This window comes from Glutamicibacter sp. Je.9.36, from assembly GCF_051129975.1.
In the GTDB taxonomy this organism is placed as follows: Bacteria; Actinomycetota; Actinomycetes; order Actinomycetales; family Micrococcaceae; genus Glutamicibacter.
The window spans coordinates 16,277-39,691 of sequence record NZ_JBCPSN010000007.1 but is presented as its reverse complement, the minus strand read 5'-3'; the positions used below and the strand labels follow the sequence as shown (position 1 = coordinate 39,691).

Sequence of the window (23,415 nt, the reverse complement as noted above, 5' to 3'; positions counted from 1 at the left end):
CGGCGCTCAGTAAAACCCTGTATATTCGAAGTGACCGATGATGTGCGCTACGCCACACATAGTGCGTTCATCGGGCAAGTGCCCAGACGGATCCTCGTCCGGGCGATACGAACGACAAAGGCGGTAATAACCGTGTCCCTGATTAAATCGGAGACTCTCAGTACCCCCGATGATGACTGGATGAGTGCATCGGTGAGTATCAACAACGATCGTGTGGTGATTGAAACCGAACAGGAACGCCTGTCCCTGGAAAACGACCGGCTCCTGGAAAAGATTCGCAGAGTTCTGGCGTCTCCGCTCGAAGAGATTTTCTATAACCCGAAGCACCGAATGCTCCTGATTCCGGGCGCGTTCGCCGCCATCGGCTCTTCATTCCTGAGAGTTGATACTGAAGCTGCTGCCGGCCTCCGCGGCTAGCCTGCTTCGACTACATGCCCCAAGCTGCCCACCAGCAATCTTGGGGCATTTTTGTGCCCTGTGGACTGAGCGCCACCCGCTGCTGAACAGCGTGCGTTTTTTACCGTCGGGGGCCCTCATTTGCCACCGGATCCAGGACCTTCAAGGGCACCATTTTCGCGTTGCTTCGCTGTTTCCCAACCCCTGGCGCTCCGAGTCCTTCGACACAATTTCAGCTTTTTGCGCACCTCGATCCACAACTTGGCCAATGGCTCGTTTGCCCCATGCTTCCGTGGGTATTCGGCGGTAGGTCCACGCAGGATTCGACTGCTCCCATGGGCGCGCATACGCCCCTGGAGAGCCCCTCGATCAGGGAATTAATCCAATTTTTGGTAAACTTAATGATTGTCCGCTTAAGCGTTTCATCGCTCAATGCCGGTTTTTCGCCGGATTTTTGAGTAGAAATCTATCGATTTCGACGAGTCACACGGCGACCGCAACCAGCTCAAGGAGCAGCTATTTCGCTCCTCATTCTTGTGGATGAATATGGTCGCCGGCACCGGGACAAGATCAAGAAAGATATGAGGAGTGAAACTATGGAAGCAAAAAACATACGGAAGCAGCGATTCCTGAGGAAACGCCGCCTGAAGGTAGAAGACGTCAACGTCGTCGATAATTCGATGCTCAAGAAAGCCATCGGCGGTACCGTCGTTGGCAATTTGATGGAATGGTACGACGTAGGTGTCTACGGCTATCTTGCAGTAATTATCGGCAAGCTCTTCATGCCCGACACCGTCGAGCCTGCAATCCAAACCCTGTTCAGCCTAGGCGTATTCGCTGTCACCTTCGTCGCGCGCCCGCTTGGTGGCGTGATTTTGGGCCAGCTGGGTGACCGAGTAGGACGCCAGAAGATTCTGGTCTTCACCCTGCTCATGATGGCAGCGGCCACGTTTGGCATCGGAATCCTCCCGGATTACTCGGTATGGGGTGTAGCAGCACCAATTCTCCTGGTCGTGTTGAAGCTTGCCCAGGGCTTCTCCACTGGCGGCGAGTACGCCGGTGCTACTACGTTCATTACCGAATACGCCCCGGACAAGCGGCGTGGATTCTTCGCCTCGCTGCTGGATCTAGGTTCCTACATGGGCTTCGCCCTGGGTGCCGCCTTCGTCTCCATCCTCCAGCTGACCCTGAGCGACGATGTCATGGAAGGCTTCGCATGGCGCATTCCATTCCTGGTGGCCCTTCCACTGGGTGTTATCGCACTGTGGTTCCGCGCCAAGATCGAAGACACTCCAGCCTTCAAGGAAGCCCAGGAAGCCGCTAACCGCGCGAGCGAGGACGCACGGAGCGCTGCCGATGCCCCGAAGGGCGTCATCGACCTGGTGAAGGCCTACTGGCGCGAATTGCTCACCGGCTTCGTACTGGTATCGGCTGCCAACACCGCCGGTTACGCACTGACCAGCTACATGCCTACGTACCTCACCGAGACGCTGGAATACGATCCGGTGCACGGCAATCTGCTGACCCTGCCGATCCTGGTGGGCATGTCCTTGTGCATCCCGTTGGCGGGCAAGCTTTCCGATAGCGTGGGCCGTCGCAAGGTCCTGTTCATTGGTTCGGTTTCGGCCATCGTCCTGGCTATCCCTGCCTTCCTGTTCATGATGCATGGCCAGATCTGGTCCACCCTGCTTGGCCTTGCGCTGCTGGCTGTCCCGGTAGTCTTCTACGTTGCCAATCTGGCTTCGTCGTTGCCAGCGCTGTTCCCCACCGCCTCGCGTTACGGTGGCATGGGCATCTCGTACAACTTCGCCGTAGCCATCTTTGGTGGCTTCGCGCCGTTCATCATGCAGGCCTTGGTGACCCTGACCAAATCCTCCCTGGCTCCGGCCTTCTGGGTTATGGGCACCTCGGTCGCGGGTTTCATTGCGGTCTGCTACCTGCGCGAATCCGCTCGCAAGCCATTGCCCGGCTCGCTGCCTTCGGTCGCGTCGGAAGCGGAAGCCATTGAGCTAGTTGAAACCCAGGACGAGAACCCTGACCTCGATGTCGAAGCGCTCTTCGAGCAGGTTCCTGAATTGGAAATGAACTACCAGCAGGAGATTGCAGACGCCGAGGCGGAGCAGTCCCAGGCTAGATAGCCTCGCAATAGCGTTAAGCGATGGCGGAGCCGGTTCCAAGCGGAACTAGCCCCGCCATTGTTGTATCCGGCTCAACGGCTAGGAGGATTGGCAGTAGGATTCATAGGCTGCTTGCGCAGCCCATTGAGCCATCGCATCCAGCCTCAGCTTGCAGTCAAGGATTCCGAATTCGGAGTCGGACCAGGTATCGAAGACCAGCGTGTAGCGGCTCTGCTGCTCGTTGAGGCATTGAACGCTATACGTGTAGGTCACGGGACGCGCTGCCCAGTAGCCCAGAAGCCCCGCAGACTGGTCGGAGCTTCTGATCAACGATTCCAGCCCGTCACTGGCATCGTAGGGCTCTTCGGCGACAGTGGTTTCGGAGACGGCGCTGGCTGCCATGAGCACTTCATTGACGTTGTCCCACTGGGGACGAGGGCTGAAGCTGATAGTCGAGCCGATAGGTGCGTCGATCAGAGTTTGGCGCATCTGCTGATCATGGAACCGGTCGACCCGGATCAGCTGCGCTACACCACGCAACTGACCGCCGCTGGCAATGTACGGTCGATCGCAGGAACTTGCCGTTTCGGGGCTCAAAGGCAACGGCCCCGCACTTTCGCCGGCCTCCGGGCTCGTGCATGATGCCAATGCCAGGGATAAGCACGCTAGTGTTGCCCAGTAGCTTCTCCGCATCATCGGCAATCCTTTTTAAGACCCTGGAACCATATATTCTAATCAGCTTATGAGTGCATCAGCGGTTTGACTAGAAGATTTCAATTAAATGCGAAACGGTCGCCGCTTCTCCTGAAGATTCAGGAGAAGCGGCGACCGTTCGTTTCCGGCGTATGCTCCAGGGCGTCAGCCCTGGTTCAGCGTCAGCTTAGAGAGCTGCGTAAACTTCGCGCAGCAGCACAGCAGTCTCCGAAGGAGTCTTGCCGACCTTGACGCCTGCAGCTTCCAGTGCTTCCTTCTTCGCCTGGGCGGTGCCAGCCGAACCGGAAACGATGGCGCCTGCGTGGCCCATGGTCTTGCCCTCAGGAGCGGTGAAGCCAGCCACGTAGCCAACAACTGGCTTGGTGACGTTGGCCTTGATGTAATCAGCAGCGCGCTCTTCAGCGTCGCCACCGATTTCACCGATCATGACGATGGCCTTGGTCTCTGGATCAGCTTCGAAAGCAGCCAGGGCATCGATGTGGGTGGTGCCGATGACTGGGTCGCCGCCGATGCCGATTGCGGTCGAGAAGCCCAAGTCGCGCAGTTCGTACATCATCTGGTAGGTCAGGGTACCTGACTTGGAAACCAAGCCGATTGGGCCCTTGCCGGTGATGTTGTTCGGGGTGATGCCAACCAGTGCTTCACCTGGGGTGATGATGCCTGGGCAGTTAGGGCCGATGATGCGGGTGATCTGGTTGCCGTCGGCGTCAACCTTCGACTGTGCCAGAGCCCAGAACTCAGCGGAGTCCTGTACTGGAACACCTTCGGTGATGACTACAACGAGGCCAACTTCGGCCTCGATAGCCTCAACGACTGCGTCCTTGGTGAACTTAGGTGGGACGAAGACGATCGATACGTCTGCGCCGGTCTCGGCCTTGGCCTCAGCCACGGTGCCGTACACCTTGATGTCCTGGTCACCGTGGGTCACGGTGGTGCCGGCCTTGCGGGCGTTAACGCCGCCAACAATGTTGGTGCCAGCCTTGAGCATCAGGGCGGTGTGCTTGGTGCCTTCGCCGCCGGTGATGCCCTGGACGATGACCTTGGAGTCCTTGTTCAGGTAAATGCTCATTGTTCGCTTATCCCTCTTACTTCGCTGCGTTGGCGAGCTCGGCAGCCTTGTCGGCGCCCTCATCCATGGTTGCTGCCAGGGTGACCAACGGGTGGTTGGCCTCGGCCAAGATGGCGCGACCCTCTTCAACGTTGTTGCCGTCCAGGCGGACAACCAGTGGCTTGTTCGCTGCGTCACCCAGGGTGTTCAGCGCGCCAACGATGCCGTTTGCGACAGCGTCACATGCGGTGATGCCACCGAAGACGTTGACGAAGACCGACTTGACCTGTGGGTCATTCAGGATGACGTCAAGGCCGTTAGCCATGACCTCAGCCGATGCGCCACCGCCAATGTCAAGGAAGTTAGCAGGCTTGACCGAACCGTGGTTCTCGCCAGCGTAGGCAACAACGTCCAGGGTCGACATGACCAGGCCAGCACCGTTGCCGATGATGCCTACTTCGCCGTCCAGCTTGACGTAGTTCAGGCCAGCGGCCTTTGCCTTGGCTTCCAGCGGATCGGCTGCGCCCTTGTCCTCGAGCTCTTCGTGAGCCGGGTGGCGAACCTCAGATGCGTTGTCGTCCAGGGAAACCTTGCCATCCAGTGCAACGATGTCACCGGCACCGGTCTTCACCAGTGGGTTTACCTCTACGAGGGTGGCGTCTTCTTCCTTGAATACAACCCAGAGCTTCTGGATGGTGTCTGCAACCTTTGCGCGCAGCTCTTCAGGGAAGTTAGCTGCCTCAACGATTTCAGCGGCCTTCGCGGCATCAATGCCGACGATTGGGTCAACGGCAACCTTCGCCAGAGCATCCGGGCGCTCAACTGCGAGCACCTCGATCTCCATGCCACCTTCTACCGAGCACATGGCCAGGTAGTTGCGGTTTGCACGGTCCAGCAGTACGGAGAAGTAGAATTCCTCAGCAATGTCGGCGCCCTGAGCGATCATGACCTTGTTTACGGTGTGGCCCTTGATGTCCATACCGAGGATGTTGGAAGCGTGCTCGAAAGCTTCGTCGGCGGTCTTAGCGACCTTGACGCCGCCAGCCTTGCCACGGCCACCAACCTTGACCTGTGCCTTTACTACAACAACGCCGCCGATCTTCTCAGCTGCGGCTTTTGCTTCTTCCGGGGTGTAAGCGACGATACCGGCAAGCACGGGAACGCCGTGTGCCTCGAATAGATCGCGCGCCTGGTACTCATACAGGTCCACGGGTTTGTGTCCTTCGTTCGAAGTTCATGCTGACTCGCGGCACGGCCACAGACCGAAATCCATGCCATGCCAAAGAGAGCGCACCGCAACTACCGGGACGTCGTTAGGCGCCGTAGCCCGTGCGCACCTCTCAGACTATCCCGACTTTCGCAAACTTCCCACTTTTACAACACGTAGAGAAACTCGCGGGTCCTGCAGCAAAGCAGCCGAATGTGACGCAGGAAACACGGAGGGTCGGTCGGCTACTCCACGATTTCTAGCGGTGCATAGCGCAGCAATAGCCTCTTCTCGGAGTCCGGGAACTGCACCTTGGCCACCGTCTTGTCGCCTGCGCCTTCTAAAGCAATAACAGTGCCCAAGCCAAACGAAGAATGCTTAACATTCTGCCCGACTTCAGGGATTGTAATGTCCTTATTCTGCACAACTCGCGTCTTGGAAATAGGGGCGGCGTTGTGCCCTCGCACCGGTTGCGCCGATGCCGAACCTGCACCCCAGTGGCTGCCACGTTCATATCTGCTCGTGGCGAAATTCACCGCTGCGTTACCGAAACCGAAGCCCATTCCACCGCCAGAGCCCTCGCTCTTCCAGTCGATCAGCTCGCCCGGAACCTCTTCCAGGAACTGGCTCGCAGGGTTGTACTGGGCCTGCCCCCAGAGGCTGCGCTGTTCGGCACGGGTCAGGTACAGGCGTTCACGGGCACGGGTCAGTCCGACATAGGCCAGGCGACGTTCTTCGGCGAGTTCCTTCTCGTCGGTCATGGAACGCTGGTGCGGGAAGACACCGTGCTCCATGCCCGTCAGGAAGACCACCGGGAATTCCAAGCCCTTGGCAGTATGCAGGGTCATCAAGGTGACCACACCTTCCTGCACGGCCATTGCTGCGCCCTCATCATCGCTGGGAGCCTCTGGAATCTGGTCGGCATCGGCTACGAGCGCCACGCGCTCCAGGAACCCTTCGAGACCGCCTCCCGGTTCTTCGTTCACGTAGTCCCGGACCACGGCGACCAATTCGGCGAGGTTCTCCACCCGCGACTCATCCTGCGGATCCGAGGAGAGCCGAAGGGTCTCCAGGTATCCGGTCTGCTCCAGCACTGCTTCAAGGGCCTCTGCCGGCCCTGAGCCTTCCGCCACGGTCTTCAAGTCATCCATCATGGAGACAAACGCAGCAGTCATCTTGATTCCGCGGGTTCCCAAGCCTGGTGCTTCATCCGAACGGCGCAATGCGTCCATGAAGGAAACGCGATCCCGTTCAGCCAACGCTGCCACGGCGCCTTCGGCACGGTCGCCGATGCCGCGCTTGGGCTCGTTGAGGATACGGCGGACGTTGATGTCATCATCCGGGTTTACCAAGGCACGCAGGTAGGCCAGTGCGTCCTTGATTTCCTTGCGGTCGTAGAACCGGGTGCCGCCGACTACGCGGTATTTCAGGTCCACGCGCATCAGCTGTTCTTCCAGTGCACGCGACTGGGCGTTAGTGCGGTAGAAGATCGCCACGTCGCCCGGGCGGACATCCTCGTCATCGTTCAAGCGCAGTATTTCTTCGGCAATCCAGCGTGCTTCGTCGGATTCTGATTCACCAACATAACCGGTGATCTTCTCGCCGTCGCCGCTGGCAGTCCACAGCTTCTTGTCATTGCGGTCGGGGTTTCGCTTGATGACCTCGTTGGCCGCGGACAGAATCGTCTGGGTGGAACGATAGTTCTGTTCCAGCTTGATGGTTGCCGCGTTCGGATAGTCCTTTTCGAAGTCGACGATATTGCGGATATCGGCACCGCGGAAAGCGTAAATCGACTGGTCTGAGTCGCCGACAACGGTCAGTTCGCCGGGGACGGTATCACCTTCGGCACCGGTGAGTTCACGCACCAGCGAGTACTGGGCGTGGTTAGTATCCTGGTATTCGTCAATGAGCACATGGCGGAACCGGCGGCGGTAGTTATCGGCCACTCGCGGGAACGCACGGAACATGTAGACGACCTGTCCAATCAGGTCGTCGAAGTCCATGGCGTTGGCAGCGCGCAGGCGGCGGGTGTAACCGCGGTAGACCTCGGAAACGGCTCGCGAGAACGGATCATTGGTATTGATCGTCGCCGCGTAGTCATCATCATCTATCAGCTCATTTTTCAACGAGGAGATCTTGTGGGCAATCGCCTTGGGCGTGAAACGCTTCGGGTCGATCTCCAAAGACTTGGCGACTAAGGTGATCAGGCGCAAGGAATCCGTGGAGTCATAGATTGAGAAGTTGGATTTCATTCCAATGGTGGCCGCCTCGCGACGCAAAATACGCACGCATGAGGAGTGGAAAGTAGAGATCCACATCTTCTTCGCTTGCTCGTCGCCAATAAGCTCAGCGGCTCGTTCACGCATTTCGGCAGCGGCCTTGTTGGTGAAGGTGATCGCCAGGATTTCGTGCGGCCGAGCACGTCCGGTCGCCAGGAGGTAGGCAATGCGGTGCGTGAGCACACGGGTCTTTCCTGAACCAGCGCCGGCCACGATCAGCAACGGGCCCCCAGCATAACGAACTGCTTCTTCCTGCTGCGGGTTCATGCCGACCAAAAGCTCCTCAGCAGTGGGCATGACCTGCTGTGCGGTATCCGGGGCGAAATCGTCAAAAAGGAAATCCATGATGTAGCCAGTCTACGTGGAGCGCCGGACACTTTCAGTGTGAGCGGGAAAGCCCACGCTATTGGCCGGGCATAATAGGAGATATGGCAAAGAAGGTCAGGAAAACCAAGGAATACCGCAAGCCCCAGCAGTTCGCCCAGGCGCCGAACGCGCCGCGTGGCATGAACATGGGGCCAGGCAAGGTGCAAAGCACCTCCCACGAGAACAGTTCGAACCCGATGCTGCTGATCTCGGTGGGCTTGATCATATGCGCTGCGCTATTCGCGTACTACCATCTGCTCACGATGGTGCAGATGCAGGACCTCAGCGATTCCCTGGCGATGCCCGATCAGCGTATTTTCGGCTACACCGTAAGCGACATAGAAGCATTGCGTGGCGCCATGGATGAAGATGCTGTTGGCCAGCTCAACTACTTGCACAAGACCGCTGGTTTCCTCTTCCCGATGTTTACGGCGGTCTTCTCCATGCTGTTGTTCATCCGCTGGATTCCTCACCGCCAGACGCGTTGGCTGGCTTGGGTTGCCCCTCTGGGCTTCGCAGCAATCGATATTTGGGAGAACTTCGCAATTGATGCCCTGTTCACTGGAGACCTCAGTGAAGGAGCTGTCGTTTTGGCATCGATCCTCACGACCATCCGCTGGGCACTGCTGATCATCACTGCGGGTCTTGTTGTGGGTCTTGGCGCTATCCGTGCCAATCGTGCGCTCAAGGCAAAGATGCTCGCAATTCGCGAGGGTACGGCCTAAGCCAGTGCGTGGGAATTACACCCGGGACATCCTAGTAAGATAGTGTTGTTGGTGTTTTCACGCCCATGCCCCTGTAGCTCAGTAGGATAGAGCGACCCTCTCCTAAAGGGTAGGCCGTCGGTTCGATTCCGGCCAGGGGCACAACTAGAGCCTTGTTTCCAGTCCTCGGACGGGAAACAAGGCTCTTGTCGTTACTACGGCGTTAAGCACTGCGGGTACGTTCCATCCGGAACGTACCCGCAGTGCTTAGCATGAGTCTGGCTTAACGCAGCAGCAATGCGGTCGCCTTTGGCGACAGCGAAGCGTCCATGACCACGCAAGCGCCACCGATGGCGCCGACGTTGGAGCCGAGCTCGGAGGTGCGGGTTTCGATTTCATGCACTCCGCGCAGGGCGAAGCGGCGGCCAATGGCGTCTCGGACTTGGTCGTCGACCAGTTCGGATACCTTTTCCCACTGTGGACCGCCGAAGACGACTTCGCGAACGTCCAGCGAGTTGGCAAGCTGGCCGGCAACTTCGCCAACCTTGATCATGGCTTCGGTGACCAGTTCCTTGGCGACCTTGTTTCCTTCGTGAGCCAGCTCGTAGAGGCGGTTCATTCCGGCAGCCCGCTGTTCCGGGCCAACGATTTCGTAGCTTGGCAGTTCCAGCCCGCGTTCCTTGGCCTGCGCAGCGATGAATTCGTAGGAGGTGCCGGAAGCGAGGCAATCCTCCGCACCGCATTGTTCGCAGCCCACAGATTTGTAACCGGTTGAGTAGTGGCCGATTTCGCCAGCGTTGTTGCTTGCACCGTGGTGGACATCGCCGTTGAATACCAGACCAGCGCCGAAGCCGTGACCGCAGTAAATGAAGACGAAGTCGTTGTTCTTCTCTTCCTTGGACTGCCACAGTTCGCCAACTGCTGAAGCGATGGTGTCCTTTTCGATGATGACCTGCAGGCGCAAGAGCTTGCGCAGTGGGTTCACCAGTTCAACGTCTGCCCAGCCATCGAGCAGTGGCGGATTCAGCACCACTCCTTCTTCGACGTTTACTGGACCCGGAACAGCAATGCCGACACCCACGATGTGCTTCTTCGGCACGCGGATCTCGGCAATGAGTTCCTTGACCGTAGTTGCCATGAGCTGGACAGTTTCGGTAGCTACTTCGAGGTTGGGAACTTCGATGCGGCGTTCGCGCAGAACCTCGCCGCGCAGGTTCATTGCGACGAAGGTCAGCACGCTGGGGTCTAGGTGGATGCCAATGGAAACAAGTCGGTTGCCTTCGAGCTCCAGAACGGTGCGAGGCTTGCCTGGTCCGGAGACGATCGTGCGGTCTTCTCGAACGATTCCGTCATCCAGCAAACGGCGGACAACATTGGAAATGGTCTGTGGCGACAGACCAGTCGAACCGGCCAGTTCAACGCGGCTAATTCCTTCTGGTGCCCGTCGAATTGACTCAAGAATTACGGCTTGGTTGAAGTCTCCCAAGCGTCCTAGATTTGTACCCCGTCGCATTTATTGCTCCATAGATCTGTAAAGTTGATGGATCGATCTTTCAATTCCAACGTTTTCGGTAGTCATCAATACTTCGGTTAGATACTGCGAGTAAAGTAACCATGATGAACTAGAACTAAAACCGTTGGAGATCCAATTAAGCACGTTACCATCTCTAACTCCTATAAACACGCGATATTGTGTTTTAGTGAAGAAAAATTTGACGATCTCAGCGGCGTGTTTAATCAACAACCAAGGAGAAATCCTCCTGGTTCGCAAGCGTGGAACGACGAAGTTCATGCAACCTGGCGGCAAACCCGAAGCCGGGGAAACAGCGTTACAAACTATCATTCGAGAAATTCGTGAAGAATTGGGCCTCAGCTTCACCGCTGACGAGCTGCAATACGACGGCGAATGGATCGGACCGGCTGCCAACGAGGCGGACACGATGATCCGAGCCTCTTTATACAGCGCAGCCTTCGATGGCGAACTCGCCCCGTTAGCGGAATTGGAGGAACTGCTGTGGATCGACCCGCAGGTGGCCCTGGAACGCGACGATCTAGCTCCGTTGCTTCGCGACCGCGTCCTGCCGCTAGCCATTGAACGCAGCAAGAAATAAGCGCCGCTGGGTCCATCTCAGCAGCACCGCGCCAGCGGCTAGCTTGCGTGCAAGTATTCGTCCCATGCCGCATCAACGTGCTGCAGTCCCGAAACCAGATGGCCAGCAACGCGTGGACGATGGGGTGTAATACGCAGTTGCCAGCCCAGTTGCGAGAGCATCTTGTCCGCTTTGCGGCTATTGCAAAGCAGGCAAGCGGCCACGAGGTTCTCCCAGGTGTTCTGGCCTCCCCTGCTGCGGGGAATGACGTGGTCAATCGTATTGGCAGCTTTGCCGCAATACGCGCAGGTAAAGGCGTCTCTACGCAGAACGCCCCTACGGGTGACATGTTGCATGTCCCTGTAGGGGCGTCGTACATAGCGTTTCAGAACGATGACAGTTGGCCGAGGTAGATCTCCATGAGAACTGCGGATGGGGGCGAGATCATCTTGGAGAACGATGCTCGCTTTTTCGGTCATGACTAGCACTAGTGCTCGACGGAACGTCACAACTGCTAGTGGTTCGTATCCTGCGTTTAATACCAAAGTTCGCATTGCTCGTACTACCTTCATGAACCGATGGCCACCATCTGGCATTGATGGAGCTCGCGTTCTGCTCGGAGTGTCTCTAAGCGCTAGCCTATGCGATGCTTCGGATTATTGGTGGGTACCTAACCAAGAAATTGTCTTCTTTTCATCGTTCTGATGCCCAGAGTTCAACTGGTTAAACGAACATAGGCCATCGGATGTCTTTCTCATCCGATGGCCTATGAAAAGCTTTGAAGCTTAGCCAGCTAGGGTGTAGTAGCCGTACAGCGGGTTGCGCGAAACCGAGTGGATCATGGTGTCCACGGTTGGGTTCTGCGCGCCGATCATCTGGCCGCCGCCCAGGTAGATGCCGACGTGGCCGCCACCGTTCTGGAATACCAAGTCGCCTGGCTTAGGGTTGCTGGTGCGGACGAACTGGCCGGATCCGAGGATGGCCGAGGTGCCGCGAGCAATGTTGATGCCGTGCTGCGCGTAGACGTACTTGACGAAGCCGGAGCAATCCCAGCCGCTTGGACCGTTGCCACCCCATACGTATGGAACGCCCACGTACTTGGCAGCGGTGCCTGCGATGCCGGAAAGGTTGGAGGTCTGAACAGGAGTTTCAGCCTTTGGCTGAGCCTTCTGCTGCGGAGCCGATTCCTGTCCACCCGAACGGCTCTGACGAGTCATCGGGGCCATCGAATCAGAGTTACCCGAGTTGCTGCTGCGGGTAGTTGGGGTGATGTCATTCGAAACTGCAATGACAACAGGCTCTGGCTTCTCTTCAGCGGTGAAGCTGGCGCGCTCGATTGCGACATCAGCCTTCTTGTCAGCAGCTACCTTTACTGCCTTGACTGCAACACGCTCTGGATTGATGGTGTCAACAGGCGATGCAGAAACGTCACGTGGTGCAGTTGCCTGGCCAGGCACGCCCAAAGTGACGATCAAGCCGGATGCTGCAGCGACAACGGCGGCCTGGCGGCCTACCGAGCCAGCGTTGGATGCTACGGCCTGTGAAATCGCCTGTAGCGAGTTGGTGCGTGGAACGTCGGCGCGGCGACGTCCGCGTGCATGACTCTTGGTCAAAATATTGCCTCTCCTTGATACCTACGAGGTAAGCTGTCGGGTTCGAAGTGGAGTTACCTCGGTGGATTCGAAGTTGCCTTCTCTATCCACTTCACCCCTAGGGTTGTTAGCCAAAACTAACGACCCGATATTGGTTCCCCCGCCACTGCCGTACGAGTTGTGTATAACTACTCATTGCGTGTTGGCAGTGCTCGGTTCTCACGCAATGATGCCCAGGGATCCCCATGGCACGCATATAAGACTATAGGAAGTTTTTTGAAATGTCACGTTTTGATCACGGAATGGTGACGAACGTCGTTATAACCAACCTGCTGGGTCTTTGAACTGACCGTCAACGATCACTTCGAAGTGCACGTGAGGACCGGTTGAGTTGCCAGTACTGCCGGCCAACGCAACAACGTCACCGCGCTTAACTTTTTGGCCAACCTTCACAACCAGCTGGCTGTTGTGGCTGTAACCGGTCTCCAGGCCGTTGCCGTGGTCAAGGGTGATGCGGTTGCCGGAGTGCCCAGCCCAACCCGAGACAGTCACAACACCGTCAGCTGCCGCGTAGACCTTGGTACCGCTTGGCACACCGTAGTCGGTGCCGCTGTGGATCATGAAGCCTGGACCGGTTGGATTCTTGCGGTGCCCGAACGTGGAAGTGATGCGCTTCGTGGTGACCGGGGCGCCGAGCAATCCCGAGGTGTCCTTGATGGCCGTGACGCTACCGCCCGAAGCGGTCATGATCTCGGCGAACTTCTCTTCCTTGGCAACTTCGGTGTTCAGCTCGGAGGTCAAAGCTGCGCGCTCCACGGACAGTTCCGCATTGCCGGTTGGTGCAGTTACATCTACAACTGCGGAAGTGGCGGTGCGCTGAGCTGCGACCTCAACGGCCTTGTTCTCCTCCGCGCTGCCGGAGAGCTGTGGAGTTACGGCGGCAAGCGCCAAACCCGAAACGGCGGCTACGGCTGCCACCTTGTGGGCGAATCCACGGTGGGTGGATTTCTGAACCTTGGACTTGAGGCTCGAAATGAACTCGACATTGCCTGCTGCTTCGATCGGGGCAGGCTTGCTGGCAGGGGCTTGAACAGCTCCTGGCAATGCAACGACGTTGCTCGCGGTATCCTTGCCGGCCAGCAGGGTCTGGTTAGGAGCAACACCGTAGCGCTGCATGGAGTCGAATCGTCGACCAACGAAATCTTCATGTACCGGCTTGACCGGTGCAATCATCGGGACGGTGGCAGCAGCACGTGCTGCTCGGCGCCCGCCGTTACGCTCAGCAGTCGAAGCGGTGACTTCTGCAATCACATCTACTTCGACGCCGGCAGCGCGGCGACGTCCCGCAGTCTTGGTTTCTACCAAAACATTCCTCTCACTGTTGCGCCTACGAAGTTAGCTGTCGGGTTCGGCTATTGAGAATCAGCCGGCCTGCTTGTCGCAGAACTTCACCCCAAGGCGTTTGCACGCCGGAAAGTGGGTCCCCCGTTATTGCCCTCAAGATTTGGTGACCGTTTCTGGCGCAGGGCAACACTAGGCGGTCGCACCAAAAATGGATAGAGCTAACTAGATCGCTAGCTCCAAGGCTTAACGCTACCTGTCAACGCCGAAAGTTACAATTTCGTTATCTTTTCTGAGACTTTACAAATACGTGTGCGCTGACCTCGACCGGCAGCTCCAGGGCGCCTTCGATGCCGTCCACGCGCACTACAACGTAGTCGTCGGCGCGCTCCAAGGTGACAATCGCACCTGGGCGGATTCCACCTTCGTTCAGTTGTCCGAGCAGGATTGGGTCCGTTTGGATCGGTTCGGCCAGGCGCTCAATTGCCACTGGGCCGATGTTTCCGGACAGCAGGGCATCATCCAAGTTCTCTACTTCATGTGAGATTTCGCCCACATTGGGGCCACCGAGGACTTCCAGGCCCGGAATTGGGTTGCCGTAGGGCGACACTGTTGGCTTGCCCAGAAGATCAAAGAGCCGACGCTCGACGCGTTCGCTCATCACGTGTTCCCAGCGGCACGCTTCATCGTGCACGTACTCCCAGTCCAACCCGATGATGTCCGACAACAGGCGCTCCGCCAAGCGGTGCTTGCGCATCACGCCCGTAGCCAGCTCGTGACCTTTCTCGGTCAAAGCAAGGTGGCGATCGGTCGATACGATAACCAGGCCGTCTCGTTCCATGCGAGCAACCGTCTGCGACACGGTTGGGCCCGAGTGGCCAAGACGCTCTGCAATTCGGGCGCGCAGTGCCACGATTTCCTCTTCTTGAAGCTCAAGAATGGTACGCAGATACATCTCGGTTGTATCGATAAGATCAGACACGGCAGTCGCTCCTGGAAGTCACAACAATTAAGTTCGCTCGAAATTTACGTGGCGTCGATATCCCACTCTACTTGGTCGGAGCTGCAGAAAGCCCTGTAACCCGCCAAGCCCTCGGCGTAACCGACCGACGCGCTTTTCTCACGACACCCCGCTATTTGCGAAGATATCTATTGAAACGCCAAGGCTATCTGTCAATATTCCAAACCATGGGTAATGGTGGCCGTTATGGCACTTCAATCTATCGCTACAAGAGGAGCGCGATGAGCACGGATATCAACATTCCAGAAAACCTTCTGCCCGCCGATGGTCGATTCGGTGCAGGACCTTCCAAGGTTCGCGCAGAACAGATCCAAGCCATCGTCGATGCCGGCGCCGAACTGCTGGGCACCTCCCACCGCCAGGCTCCGGTCAAGAACCTCGTAGCTTCGGTTCAGGACGGCCTGAAGGAAATGTTCAGCGCGCCAGAGGGCTACGAAGTTCTTCTCGGCGTGGGTGGATCCACCGCGTTTTGGGATGCCGCTGCATTCAGCCTGGTCCGTTCCAAGGCGCAGCACCTGTCCTTCGGCGAATTCGGCTCGAAGTTCGCCAAAGCCACCGACAAGGCTCCATTCCTGGAACCTTCCTCCATCATTGTCGGCGAGCCGGGCACCGTACCTGAACCCGTAGCCGAAGCCGACGTAGACCTCTACGCGTGGCCGCACAATGAGACCTCAACCGGTGCCGCGGCGCCGATCAAGCGCGTTGCTGGCGCCAACGACGATGCACTGGTAGTCATTGACGCCACCAGCGCCGCCGGAGGCCTGGACGTTGATCTGTCCGAGACCGACGTGTACTACTTCGCTCCGCAGAAGAACTTCGCTTCCGACGGCGGCCTGTGGCTGGCTTTCGTTTCTCCCGCCGCGATTGCCCGCATCGAGGAAATCGCAGCAACCGACCGCTGGATCCCCGACTTCTTGAACCTGGCGACCGCGCTGGATAACTCCTTGAAGAACCAGACCTACAACACGCCATCGCTGACCACTCTTGTGGGCCTGGATGCGCAGATCAAGTGGATCAATGCCAACGGCGGCCTGAAGTGGGCGGCAGCGCGCACGGCACAGTCCGCTGGGATGATCCGGGCTTGGGCCGAGGCTTCCGAAATCGCTTCCCCTTATGTGGCCGACCCAGCGCACCGCTCGAACGTCATCTCCACCATTGACTTCGATGACTCGGTCGATGCCTCGGCAATTGCCAAGGCACTGCGCGCTAACGGCGTTGTCGACGTGGAACCATACCGCAAGCTGGGCCGCAACCAGCTGCGGATCGCCACCTTCGTTGCGATCGAGCCAAGCGACGTCGAAGCACTGCTCAAGTGCATCGACTACGTGATCGAGCAGCTCTAAGAACCCACGATTAAAGCCAAAGACCTTCGCACGACGATTCAGAATCGTTGTGCGAAGGTCTTTGCCGCTATTGCCTAGTTTTCCTTGCGCGTGCGATTACGCTGCGCTGCCCGGCGACGGGCTGCGGTGCGCTGCGCCGTGCGACGGCGGCGTACCTGGCGACGTGCCGGCGACTTATGCTGCTGCACAGCGTCATCGTCATTTTCGGCGCCGTCCGCTTCGGCTTCGGTCTGCTGATCCTGGGCCTCGGCGCCTGGATCCGATGGATCCGGCTCCTTCGCTGGCTCCGTGGCTTCAGGACCGTCGGCTTCCCCGCCGGTTCCGGCCAAGTCCTCTGCTGCTTCGGCGGCCTTGGCCGCTTCAATCTCTTCCTTTGCCAGGCGGTCGGCCCATGGCACCCATGCCGGAGCGAGCAATGACTGCTCCCCTGCAATAATGCCTACTTCGCAAACCGTCAGGTCCTTGGATTTTGCCCGTGAGACCCGCGCAAGCGTGGCGAACCAGGTCCATCCTTGATATCCCGACTTATGGGAGACAAAACGATGGGTGACAAGTCGCTCACCTTCCGCCGTGACGCCTAGGTGTTCGCCGACTTCTGACGCACCGGCAATTTCTGCGAGCGCGTCGCGAGCAGTATCCACTGCCTCGGCGAGGATGGTGTCCAACTTGGGTTTACGGGCCATTATTTATGCGTCCAGATCGTCGGCTACCGCACGAAGTACGGTAGCAACCTTCTTGCCATATGCCTGTTCAGGATAACGCCCATTGCGCAAGCTATTGGAAACGTTGTCGAGCAGCTTAATAAGATCTTCGATCAGCACTGCCTCGTCTTCGGGCTTCTTGCGCTTGGCACGTGCGACCGATGGGGCGGCTTCGAGCAAGCGCAGGCTCAGTGCCTGTGGACCGCGGCGGCCTTCGGCAACGCCGAATTCCAGGCGGGTTCCGGGGCGCAGGTCATGCACGCCTTCGGGCAATGCCGCGGCATTGACGTAGATCTCTTTGCCATCTTCGGCGGTGATGAAGCCGAAGCCCTTGGCCTTTTCGTACCACTTAACCTTGCCGCTAGGCATGATCATTTACCTCGTTCGTTCTTGTAGCTAAGCTGCATGGCCGAGGCCTGCTCAGCGCCATGCATATTCATATGTGCGATCCAGCGGAGCCACTGCCGGAATTCTTCTCTGCTTCTTGCCGGGTGCTCAATCTGCTGGATCGCTTCAAGTCCTTTATCTAAGATTATGTCATCTCTCGTGCGGTGAATTCATCTTTGCCCGGCAATCTTCGCATTCCGCCTGTCGCCCATGGCTCCGGGGCTAAACTTGGTATCGTGAGCGATTCATCCAAAACCATGACTGCACTTTCCCGATTGGCGATCATCATCGCCATCCTTTCCGCCTTGGCGCTGGTCGGAACCCTCGTCTTCTACTTCCAGGAGATCGCCATCCCGCCGCTGCTGATGCTCTTTGCGCGCTTGGGCTTGCCAACGGCATTCATCCTGGCCGCCATCGTGGTCTTCGGAAACGTCGCCAGGCGCCGAAAAAGCTAGCCACTCGCTTCAGCATTCACTCAGCGGACTCCCAGACTTCTTCGGCACACTGTAATTCATGAGTCCAAAAACTGCTGAGGCAAAACTTCTCGTTGTCGATGACGAGCCGAATATCCGCGAACTGCTCTCCACTTCCCTGCGCTTTGCAGGCTTCGAAGTTGTCGCTGCTGCCAACGGACGCGAAGCCCTCGCAGCCGTTGAAGCCGAAGAGCCGGACCTGGCCGTCCTGGACGTCATGCTTCCGGACATGGACGGTTTCACCATTACCCGGAAATTGCGCGCCGCTGGCCGCCACTTCCCGGTGCTGTTCCTGACCGCGCGCGACGACACCAGCGACAAGGTCACCGGCTTGACCGTCGGCGGCGACGACTATGTCACCAAGCCATTCAGCCTGGATGAAGTCGTAGCCCGCATCCGCGCCGTCCTGCGTCGTACCGCCAATGGCGAGGACGAGAACGCGACCATCATCGTGGCCGACCTTGAGCTGGACGACGATGCCCACGAGGTGCGCCGTGCCGGGGAGATCATTGACCTGTCCCCCACCGAGTTCAAGCTGCTGCGCTACCTGATGATGAACCCGAACCGCGTACTGTCCAAGTCGCAGATCTTGGACCATGTCTGGGAATACGACTTCAACGGCGATGCCTCGATCGTGGAATCCTACATTTCCTACCTGCGTCGCAAGGTGGACCGCCCGGAATGGCCTGCACTGATCCAGACCAAGCGCGGCGTGGGCTACCTGATGCGCACCCCAGACCGCCGCTAACGGCACACGTAACGGTCCGCGCCAATAATTGAAGGCCTTGTAAAGTCAGCATATGAAGTCATTTCGAGCCCAGTGGCGTCGCACCTCGTTGCGGACCAAACTGGTCGCGGTCATGTTTGGACTGATGATCGTCGCGATCTTCGCTACCGCTATCGGTTCGGCGCATACGCTGAGGATCGCGATGACCAGCCAGATCGACAAGCAGCTGAACGTGTCCAAGTCGACGATGGCCTACGGGCTGAACAAGGCCTACCTCTACTCCTTGAACGAGGACAACGGCAGCCATGACGCCTTGGATGTCGATGCCACGCTGCTCGGGCTCAGCAGCGCCTACGCTGACATTCGCGACCAGGACGGCGAGATCGTCTACGTGATGCCGCGTTCGCGGGTCGGCCCTTCCAACGGCACGGACCTGCCGCTGCTTAATATGGAGCAGATCCAGCAGCTGGCAGCCCACCCGAACTCCCCTGCCACGGTCCCCGGTGCCTTCCCCACTTCCGCTGGTTGGCGTACGGTGATGATCCCGTTGAAGAGCAGCGAGCTGAACCTGTTCCTGTCCATGCCGCTGGATAATGTGAACCGTACCGTCAACCAAACTGCGGTGCTGGTGCTCTCCACCGGCACGCTTGCGGCCCTGCTGATGTCGATGATCGCCTACGGGCTCACTGGGCGTTCGCTCAAGCCGCTGATCAATGTGGAGCGCACCGCGTCGATGATCGCCGATGGCGATCTGTCCCAGCGCGTGAAGGACTATCCCGCGGAGACCGAAGTGGGCAGGCTCTCGCGCTCGCTCAACGCCATGCTGGCCCAAATTGAAAAGGCGTTCAACGACCGCGAGGCTTCCGAGCAGAAGATGCGCCGCTTTATCCAGGACGCCTCGCATGAGCTGCGTACCCCGCTGGTCACCATCCAGGGCTATTCGGAGTTCTACCGCTACGGCGGGCTGGCGGATCCGGAGGCCATGGACTCGGCGATGGGCCGCATCGAAAGCGAATCCAAGCGCATGGCCCGTCTGGTTGAGGACCTCTTGATGCTCGCCCGCCTGGACGAGCAGCGCCCCATGGAAAAGCAGCCAGTGGATTTGCTGGTCCTGGGCCAGGACGCGGTGGAAGACACCAAGGTCCGTGCACCGGACCGTACCGTCAAACTTGTGGGGCTCGTGTCCGAACGCCCCAGCCCAGCGAGCACCGTCGGTGATGATGCCCGCATCCGGCAGATCATCGCCAACCTGCTCACCAACGCGCTGCGCTATACCCCGGAAGGTTCCCCCTTGGAAATTGCTGTCGGCGTGCGCTCATTGGTAGCTGGAACGCTGGACGCGGTCGTTGAAATCCGCGACCACGGCCCGGGCATCCCGGCCGAGGATTCCAAGCGCATTTTTGAACGCTTCTACCGCTCCGATAGCTCGCGCCAACGCGAGACCGGCGGTTCCGGCCTGGGCTTGGCCATTGTTGCGGCCATCGTCCAGCAGCACGGAGGTTCGGTGGCGTTGGCAGATACCCCTGGCGGCGGCGCCACGATGTCCATCTCCATGCCCTACGTGCCGCTGCGCGAACCGAAAGCACCGGAAGTCGACGATACGGAAGACTAGCGCCATTGGCTTTCTCCACACCCCGTGCCGGTTTTGACCGGCACGGGGTGTGGTGTTTCTAAGGTGAGTGCATCAGTGATCAAACCGCTCATTCCAGAAAGGACGATTCCAGTGAGTACGTTCTCCACCAACACCGGCGAGATGCAGGTTAAATCCCAGGCCGTCATGAACACCATTGACCGGCTACGCAATGAGGTCTCGACCATGCAGATGAACCTGGACCAGTTGCAAAGCACCTGGCAGGGTTCCGCCGCGGCCTCCTTCCAGTCGATCGTGGCCGAGTGGCGGTCAACCCATGTGCAGATCGAAGAGGCGCTGAGCAGCATTGCCACGGCCCTGAACCATGCCTCCATGCAGTACGAAGAGGTCGAGCAGGTCAACACCTCGCTGTTCCGTTACTGAAAAGCGCAGGCGCGACGGCCGGTTGATCAGTAGGCTTAGCCTTATGAGCATTCTGATCGACCCGCCGCGCTGGCCTGCCCACGGCACGCTCTTTGCCCACTTGGTGTCGGATACTTCATTGGCTGAACTCCATGAGTTCGCCGGGCAGCAAGAAATCTCCCGCCGAGCTTTCGACCGGGATCACTACGATGTGCCTCGCGAACGCTACGATCGGCTCGTGGCAGCTGGCGCCCTTGAAGTCTCCGGATCCGAGCTGGTCCGCGCACTGGTCAAGTCCGGGATTCGGATACCAGCCAAATACCGTCCGGAGAAGCTGGGAACCGTCCTTACCCGGCGTTGGTCCCGCACCTTGCCCACCGAGCCTCAGCTCGGAACCGAGCTATTGGGCTATTGGTCCGAGAGCCATCGCCACTACCACGACCGGGTGCATCTGCTCTCGGTGCTCGAAGCCATCGACTGGCTGGCTGAAGGCCAGGCCGATCCCGAAGAGCTCATGCTGCTCCAACTCGCTGCGTGGTTCCACGACGCCGTCTACGCTGGAACCAGCGAGGACGAGTTCAAATCGGCCACCTTGGCCCGTGAACGGCTGCGGGGAGTCCTCTCCCCTGGTGCCGTCTCGAAGGTCAGCGGGTTGGTCATGCTCACCGCCAAGCATGCCCCGGCAGAGACCGATCGCCTGGGCCATATCCTCTGCGATGCCGATCTGGAGGTCCTGGCCCGCCCCGCTCCGGCATACCAGCGCTACGCCGAGGCCATCTACAAGGAGTACGGGCATCTTCCCCGCCATGTGCTTGCTTCCGGGCGCAGCAAGATCCTCAGCGGCTTGTTGGAGAAAGAACTGATCTACGGCACCCAAGCCGGATCCCGGCGCTGGGAGCAGCGCGCGCGGAACAATTTGGGCACCGAGCTGGAGCTGTTGCACAGCTGGCTATAGTGCAACGCTTGTCCTAAGTTAAACGGCCGATGGCCCGGATCCCTCGAAAGGATCCGGGCCATCGGCGCGATTACTGCGTGCTTAGTGCGTGCGGGAAGCTTAGAAGCCGCCCATTCCGCCCATGCCACCCATGTCATCGCCACCGGCTGGGGCAGCGCCAGCAGGAGCTGGCTTATCTGCGACAACAGCTTCGGTGGTCAGGAACAGGCCAGCGATCGATGCCGCGTTCTGCAGTGCCGAACGGGTCACCTTCACTGGGTCGTTGACACCAGCTTCAAGCAGGTTCACGTATTCGCCGGTTGCTGCGTTCAGGCCGTGGCCTGCTGGCAGGCCCTTGACCTTGTCAGCGACAACGCCTGGCTCCATGCCAGCGTTCAGGGCAATCTGCTTCAGCGGGGCTTCGATGCCAACGCGAACGATGTTCGCACCGGTAGCTTCGTCGCCTTCCAGAACCAGCTTCTCGAATGCTGCAGCGCCAGCCTGGATCAGTGCAACGCCACCACCGGCGACGATGCCTTCTTCAACAGCTGCCTTGGCGTTGCGCACGGCATCTTCGATGCGGTGCTTGCGCTCCTTGAGCTCTACCTCGGTAGCAGCGCCGGCCTTCAGCACAGCGACACCGCCGGAGAGCTTTGCGTGGCGCTCCTGCAGCTTCTCGCGGTCGTAGTCCGAGTCGGTGTTCTTGATCTCGGCAGCGATCTGCGCCTTGCGTCCCTCGATGGCGTCGGCTTCGCCGCCACCTTCAACGATGGTGGTCTCGTCCTTGGTGATAACGACCTTGCGGGCGGTACCGAGGACTTCCAGGCCTACGTTATCCAGGGACAGGCCGATTTCCTCGGAAACAACCTGGCCGCCGGTGAGGATAGCGATGTCGGTCAGCATGGCCTTGCGACGGTCGCCGAAGCCCGGAGCCTTGACAGCAACGGACTTGAACAGGCCGCGGATCTTGTTCAGGATCAGGGTAGCCAGGGCTTCACCCTCGACATCTTCGGCGATGATCAGCAGCGACTTGTTCGACTGCATGACCTTCTCCAGCAAGGTCACCATGTCCTTGACCGAGGAGATCTTCGAGTTCACGATGAGGACGTAAGGGTCCTCGAGAACGGTTTCCTGGCGCTCAGCGTCGGTGACGAAGTAAGCGGAGATGTAGCCCTTATCGAAGCGCATGCCCTCTGCCAGCTCCAGCTCCAGGCCGAAGGTGTTGGATTCTTCAACGGTGATAACGCCCTGCTCGCCGACCTTGTCGAGAGCTTCAGCGATCAGTGCGCCGATTTCCGGATCGCCAGCAGAGATCGAAGCGGTAGCAGCGATCTGCTCCTTGGATTCGACCTTCTTCGCAGCGGCGAACAGTTCAGCGGTAACAGCTTCTACGGCCTTGTCGATACCGCGGCGCAGTGCGATTGGGTCAGCACCTGCTGCAACGTTGCGCAGGCCTTCCTTGACCAGTGCCTGTGCCAGCACGGTTGCGGTGGTGGTACCGTCGCCAGCGACGTCGTCGGTCTTCTTGGCAACTTCCTTGACCAGCTCTGCGCCGATCTTCTCGTAAGGCTCTTCGAGGTCGATTTCCTTAGCGATGGACACGCCGTCGTTGGTGATAGTAGGAGCGCCCCACTTCTTTTCCAGAACAACGTTGCGGCCGCGTGGGCCCAGGGTGACCTTCACCGCGTCAGCAAGGGTGTTCAGGCCGCGCTCAAGTCCGCGGCGTGCTTCCTCGTCAAATGCAATCATCTTAGCCATTGTGGCGTACGGTCCTTTCGGGACGATTTTGCGAAAATGCAACCGACAGACAGCGCCCGCGACGGACGAGTGGACCGGTGCGGCATCGGGCCAGCAACCGTTTCAGCTCTCGCTATCTGAGGTATTTTCCACGCCCACGCCCTGCGTCCGCTGTCCGGTGCTTCATGAAGTTCTTGGAGAACGCAAAAGCCGACCGGCGTTAGCAGTCGCAACGCATGAGTGCT

At 58.8% G+C, this 23,415-nt stretch carries 22 protein-coding genes, 1 tRNA gene and 2 riboswitches; of the genes, 11 read left to right on the top strand and 12 right to left on the bottom strand.

Annotated elements, in window-relative coordinates; translation table 11 throughout:
- Positions 1–180: 180 nt before the first annotated feature.
- Together AAZQ98_RS15890 and AAZQ98_RS15885 are read left to right on the top strand one after the other, a co-directional pair.
- Entirely contained in the window at positions 181–417 is a 237-nt protein-coding gene (locus AAZQ98_RS15890; protein WP_105657313.1) for a hypothetical protein, read from the top strand.
- A 575-nt stretch (positions 418–992) separates the two neighbouring features.
- Positions 993–2,534: an MFS transporter gene (locus AAZQ98_RS15885; RefSeq protein WP_434693622.1), complete on the top strand. Its 1,542-nt coding sequence runs from the start codon at positions 993–995 to the stop codon at positions 2,532–2,534.
- 78 nt (positions 2,535–2,612) lie between these two features.
- Here the strand turns inward: AAZQ98_RS15885 and AAZQ98_RS15880 are convergent, their stop codons facing one another.
- The 4 genes from AAZQ98_RS15880 to pcrA form a co-directional block, all read right to left on the bottom strand.
- Positions 2,613–3,002: a hypothetical protein gene (locus AAZQ98_RS15880; RefSeq protein WP_434693620.1), complete on the bottom strand. Its 390-nt coding sequence runs from the start codon at positions 3,000–3,002 to the stop codon at positions 2,613–2,615.
- A gap of 391 nt (positions 3,003–3,393) precedes the next feature.
- A complete protein-coding gene (sucD, locus tag AAZQ98_RS15875; protein ID WP_105659138.1) occupies positions 3,394–4,296 on the bottom strand; it encodes a succinate--CoA ligase subunit alpha in 903 nt (300 codons plus the stop codon).
- 16 nt (positions 4,297–4,312) lie between these two features.
- Entirely contained in the window at positions 4,313–5,485 is a 1,173-nt protein-coding gene (sucC, locus tag AAZQ98_RS15870) for an ADP-forming succinate--CoA ligase subunit beta (RefSeq protein ID WP_105659137.1), read from the bottom strand.
- Between the two features lie 242 nt (positions 5,486–5,727).
- The gene (gene pcrA, locus AAZQ98_RS15865; protein ID WP_434693618.1) at positions 5,728–8,106 is read right to left on the bottom strand and encodes a DNA helicase PcrA; all 2,379 of its coding nucleotides are present in this window, start codon (positions 8,104–8,106) and stop codon (positions 5,728–5,730) included.
- Between the two features lie 83 nt (positions 8,107–8,189).
- Here pcrA and AAZQ98_RS15860 point away from each other — a divergent pair, with 83 nt between their 5' ends.
- Together AAZQ98_RS15860 and AAZQ98_RS15855 are read left to right on the top strand one after the other, a co-directional pair.
- Positions 8,190–8,852 carry a hypothetical protein gene (locus AAZQ98_RS15860; RefSeq protein ID WP_133833228.1) on the top strand — a complete coding sequence of 221 codons (663 nt, stop codon included), beginning with the start codon at positions 8,190–8,192 and terminating at the stop codon, positions 8,850–8,852.
- 67 nt (positions 8,853–8,919) lie between these two features.
- A tRNA-Arg gene (locus AAZQ98_RS15855) sits at positions 8,920–8,993 on the top strand.
- A 121-nt stretch (positions 8,994–9,114) separates the two neighbouring features.
- Here AAZQ98_RS15855 and AAZQ98_RS15850 read toward each other — a convergent pair.
- Positions 9,115–10,344 carry an ROK family protein gene (locus AAZQ98_RS15850; RefSeq protein ID WP_434693616.1) on the bottom strand — a complete coding sequence of 410 codons (1,230 nt, stop codon included), beginning with the start codon at positions 10,342–10,344 and terminating at the stop codon, positions 9,115–9,117.
- 187 nt (positions 10,345–10,531) lie between these two features.
- Here AAZQ98_RS15850 and AAZQ98_RS15845 point away from each other — a divergent pair, with 187 nt between their 5' ends.
- Positions 10,532–10,942 (top strand): NUDIX hydrolase, encoded by a 411-nt coding sequence (locus tag AAZQ98_RS15845; RefSeq protein WP_434693615.1) that lies wholly within the window; start codon positions 10,532–10,534, stop codon positions 10,940–10,942.
- Positions 10,943–10,980: 38 nt separating this feature from the next.
- Here the strand turns inward: AAZQ98_RS15845 and AAZQ98_RS15840 are convergent, their stop codons facing one another.
- From AAZQ98_RS15840 to AAZQ98_RS15825, 4 genes are all read right to left on the bottom strand, one after another.
- Positions 10,981–11,475, bottom strand: coding sequence for an HNH endonuclease (locus AAZQ98_RS15840; RefSeq protein ID WP_105659132.1), 495 nt, complete (start codon positions 11,473–11,475; stop codon positions 10,981–10,983).
- 231 nt (positions 11,476–11,706) lie between these two features.
- Positions 11,707–12,534, bottom strand: a complete 828-nt coding sequence (locus tag AAZQ98_RS15835) for a C40 family peptidase (RefSeq protein ID WP_105661598.1) — start codon at positions 12,532–12,534, stop codon at positions 11,707–11,709.
- Positions 12,535–12,537: 3 nt separating this feature from the next.
- Positions 12,538–12,708, bottom strand: a riboswitch (cyclic di-AMP (ydaO/yuaA leader).
- Between the two features lie 123 nt (positions 12,709–12,831).
- Positions 12,832–13,878 carry a M23 family metallopeptidase gene (locus AAZQ98_RS15830; protein WP_105661597.1) on the bottom strand — a complete coding sequence of 349 codons (1,047 nt, stop codon included), beginning with the start codon at positions 13,876–13,878 and terminating at the stop codon, positions 12,832–12,834.
- A 4-nt stretch (positions 13,879–13,882) separates the two neighbouring features.
- Positions 13,883–14,033: riboswitch (cyclic di-AMP (ydaO/yuaA leader) on the bottom strand.
- A 104-nt stretch (positions 14,034–14,137) separates the two neighbouring features.
- The gene (locus AAZQ98_RS15825) at positions 14,138–14,836 is read right to left on the bottom strand and encodes a metal-dependent transcriptional regulator (RefSeq protein ID WP_105659129.1); all 699 of its coding nucleotides are present in this window, start codon (positions 14,834–14,836) and stop codon (positions 14,138–14,140) included.
- Between the two features lie 260 nt (positions 14,837–15,096).
- Between AAZQ98_RS15825 and serC the strand changes: the two genes are divergently transcribed.
- Positions 15,097–16,218, top strand: coding sequence for a phosphoserine transaminase (gene serC / locus AAZQ98_RS15820; protein ID WP_133833231.1), 1,122 nt, complete (start codon positions 15,097–15,099; stop codon positions 16,216–16,218).
- A 74-nt stretch (positions 16,219–16,292) separates the two neighbouring features.
- Here the strand turns inward: serC and AAZQ98_RS15815 are convergent, their stop codons facing one another.
- Positions 16,293–16,901 (bottom strand): DUF3027 domain-containing protein, encoded by a 609-nt coding sequence (locus AAZQ98_RS15815; protein WP_434693610.1) that lies wholly within the window; start codon positions 16,899–16,901, stop codon positions 16,293–16,295.
- Positions 16,902–16,904: 3 nt separating this feature from the next.
- Complete coding sequence (locus tag AAZQ98_RS15810; RefSeq protein WP_038990235.1) at positions 16,905–17,288, bottom strand: cold-shock protein; 384 nt, start codon at positions 17,286–17,288, stop codon at positions 16,905–16,907.
- 254 nt (positions 17,289–17,542) lie between these two features.
- On the opposite strand from AAZQ98_RS15810, the gene AAZQ98_RS15805 reads away from it, so the two are divergent.
- From AAZQ98_RS15805 to AAZQ98_RS15785, 5 genes are all read left to right on the top strand, one after another.
- Positions 17,543–17,761 carry a hypothetical protein gene (locus tag AAZQ98_RS15805; RefSeq protein ID WP_105659126.1) on the top strand — a complete coding sequence of 73 codons (219 nt, stop codon included), beginning with the start codon at positions 17,543–17,545 and terminating at the stop codon, positions 17,759–17,761.
- Between the two features lie 58 nt (positions 17,762–17,819).
- The gene (locus AAZQ98_RS15800; protein WP_105659125.1) at positions 17,820–18,527 is read left to right on the top strand and encodes a response regulator transcription factor; all 708 of its coding nucleotides are present in this window, start codon (positions 17,820–17,822) and stop codon (positions 18,525–18,527) included.
- Between the two features lie 52 nt (positions 18,528–18,579).
- Positions 18,580–20,118 carry a sensor histidine kinase gene (locus AAZQ98_RS15795; RefSeq protein WP_332498331.1) on the top strand — a complete coding sequence of 513 codons (1,539 nt, stop codon included), beginning with the start codon at positions 18,580–18,582 and terminating at the stop codon, positions 20,116–20,118.
- 111 nt (positions 20,119–20,229) lie between these two features.
- On the top strand, positions 20,230–20,520 hold the full coding sequence (locus AAZQ98_RS15790; protein WP_038990044.1) for a WXG100 family type VII secretion target: 291 nt from the start codon (positions 20,230–20,232) through the stop codon (positions 20,518–20,520).
- A 43-nt stretch (positions 20,521–20,563) separates the two neighbouring features.
- The gene (locus tag AAZQ98_RS15785) at positions 20,564–21,454 is read left to right on the top strand and encodes a DUF4031 domain-containing protein (RefSeq protein ID WP_434693606.1); all 891 of its coding nucleotides are present in this window, start codon (positions 20,564–20,566) and stop codon (positions 21,452–21,454) included.
- Positions 21,455–21,553: 99 nt separating this feature from the next.
- Here AAZQ98_RS15785 and groL read toward each other — a convergent pair whose 3' ends face one another.
- Positions 21,554–23,191 (bottom strand): chaperonin GroEL, encoded by a 1,638-nt coding sequence (gene groL, locus AAZQ98_RS15780; protein WP_105659122.1) that lies wholly within the window; start codon positions 23,189–23,191, stop codon positions 21,554–21,556.
- Between the last annotated feature and the right edge of the window lie 224 nt (positions 23,192–23,415).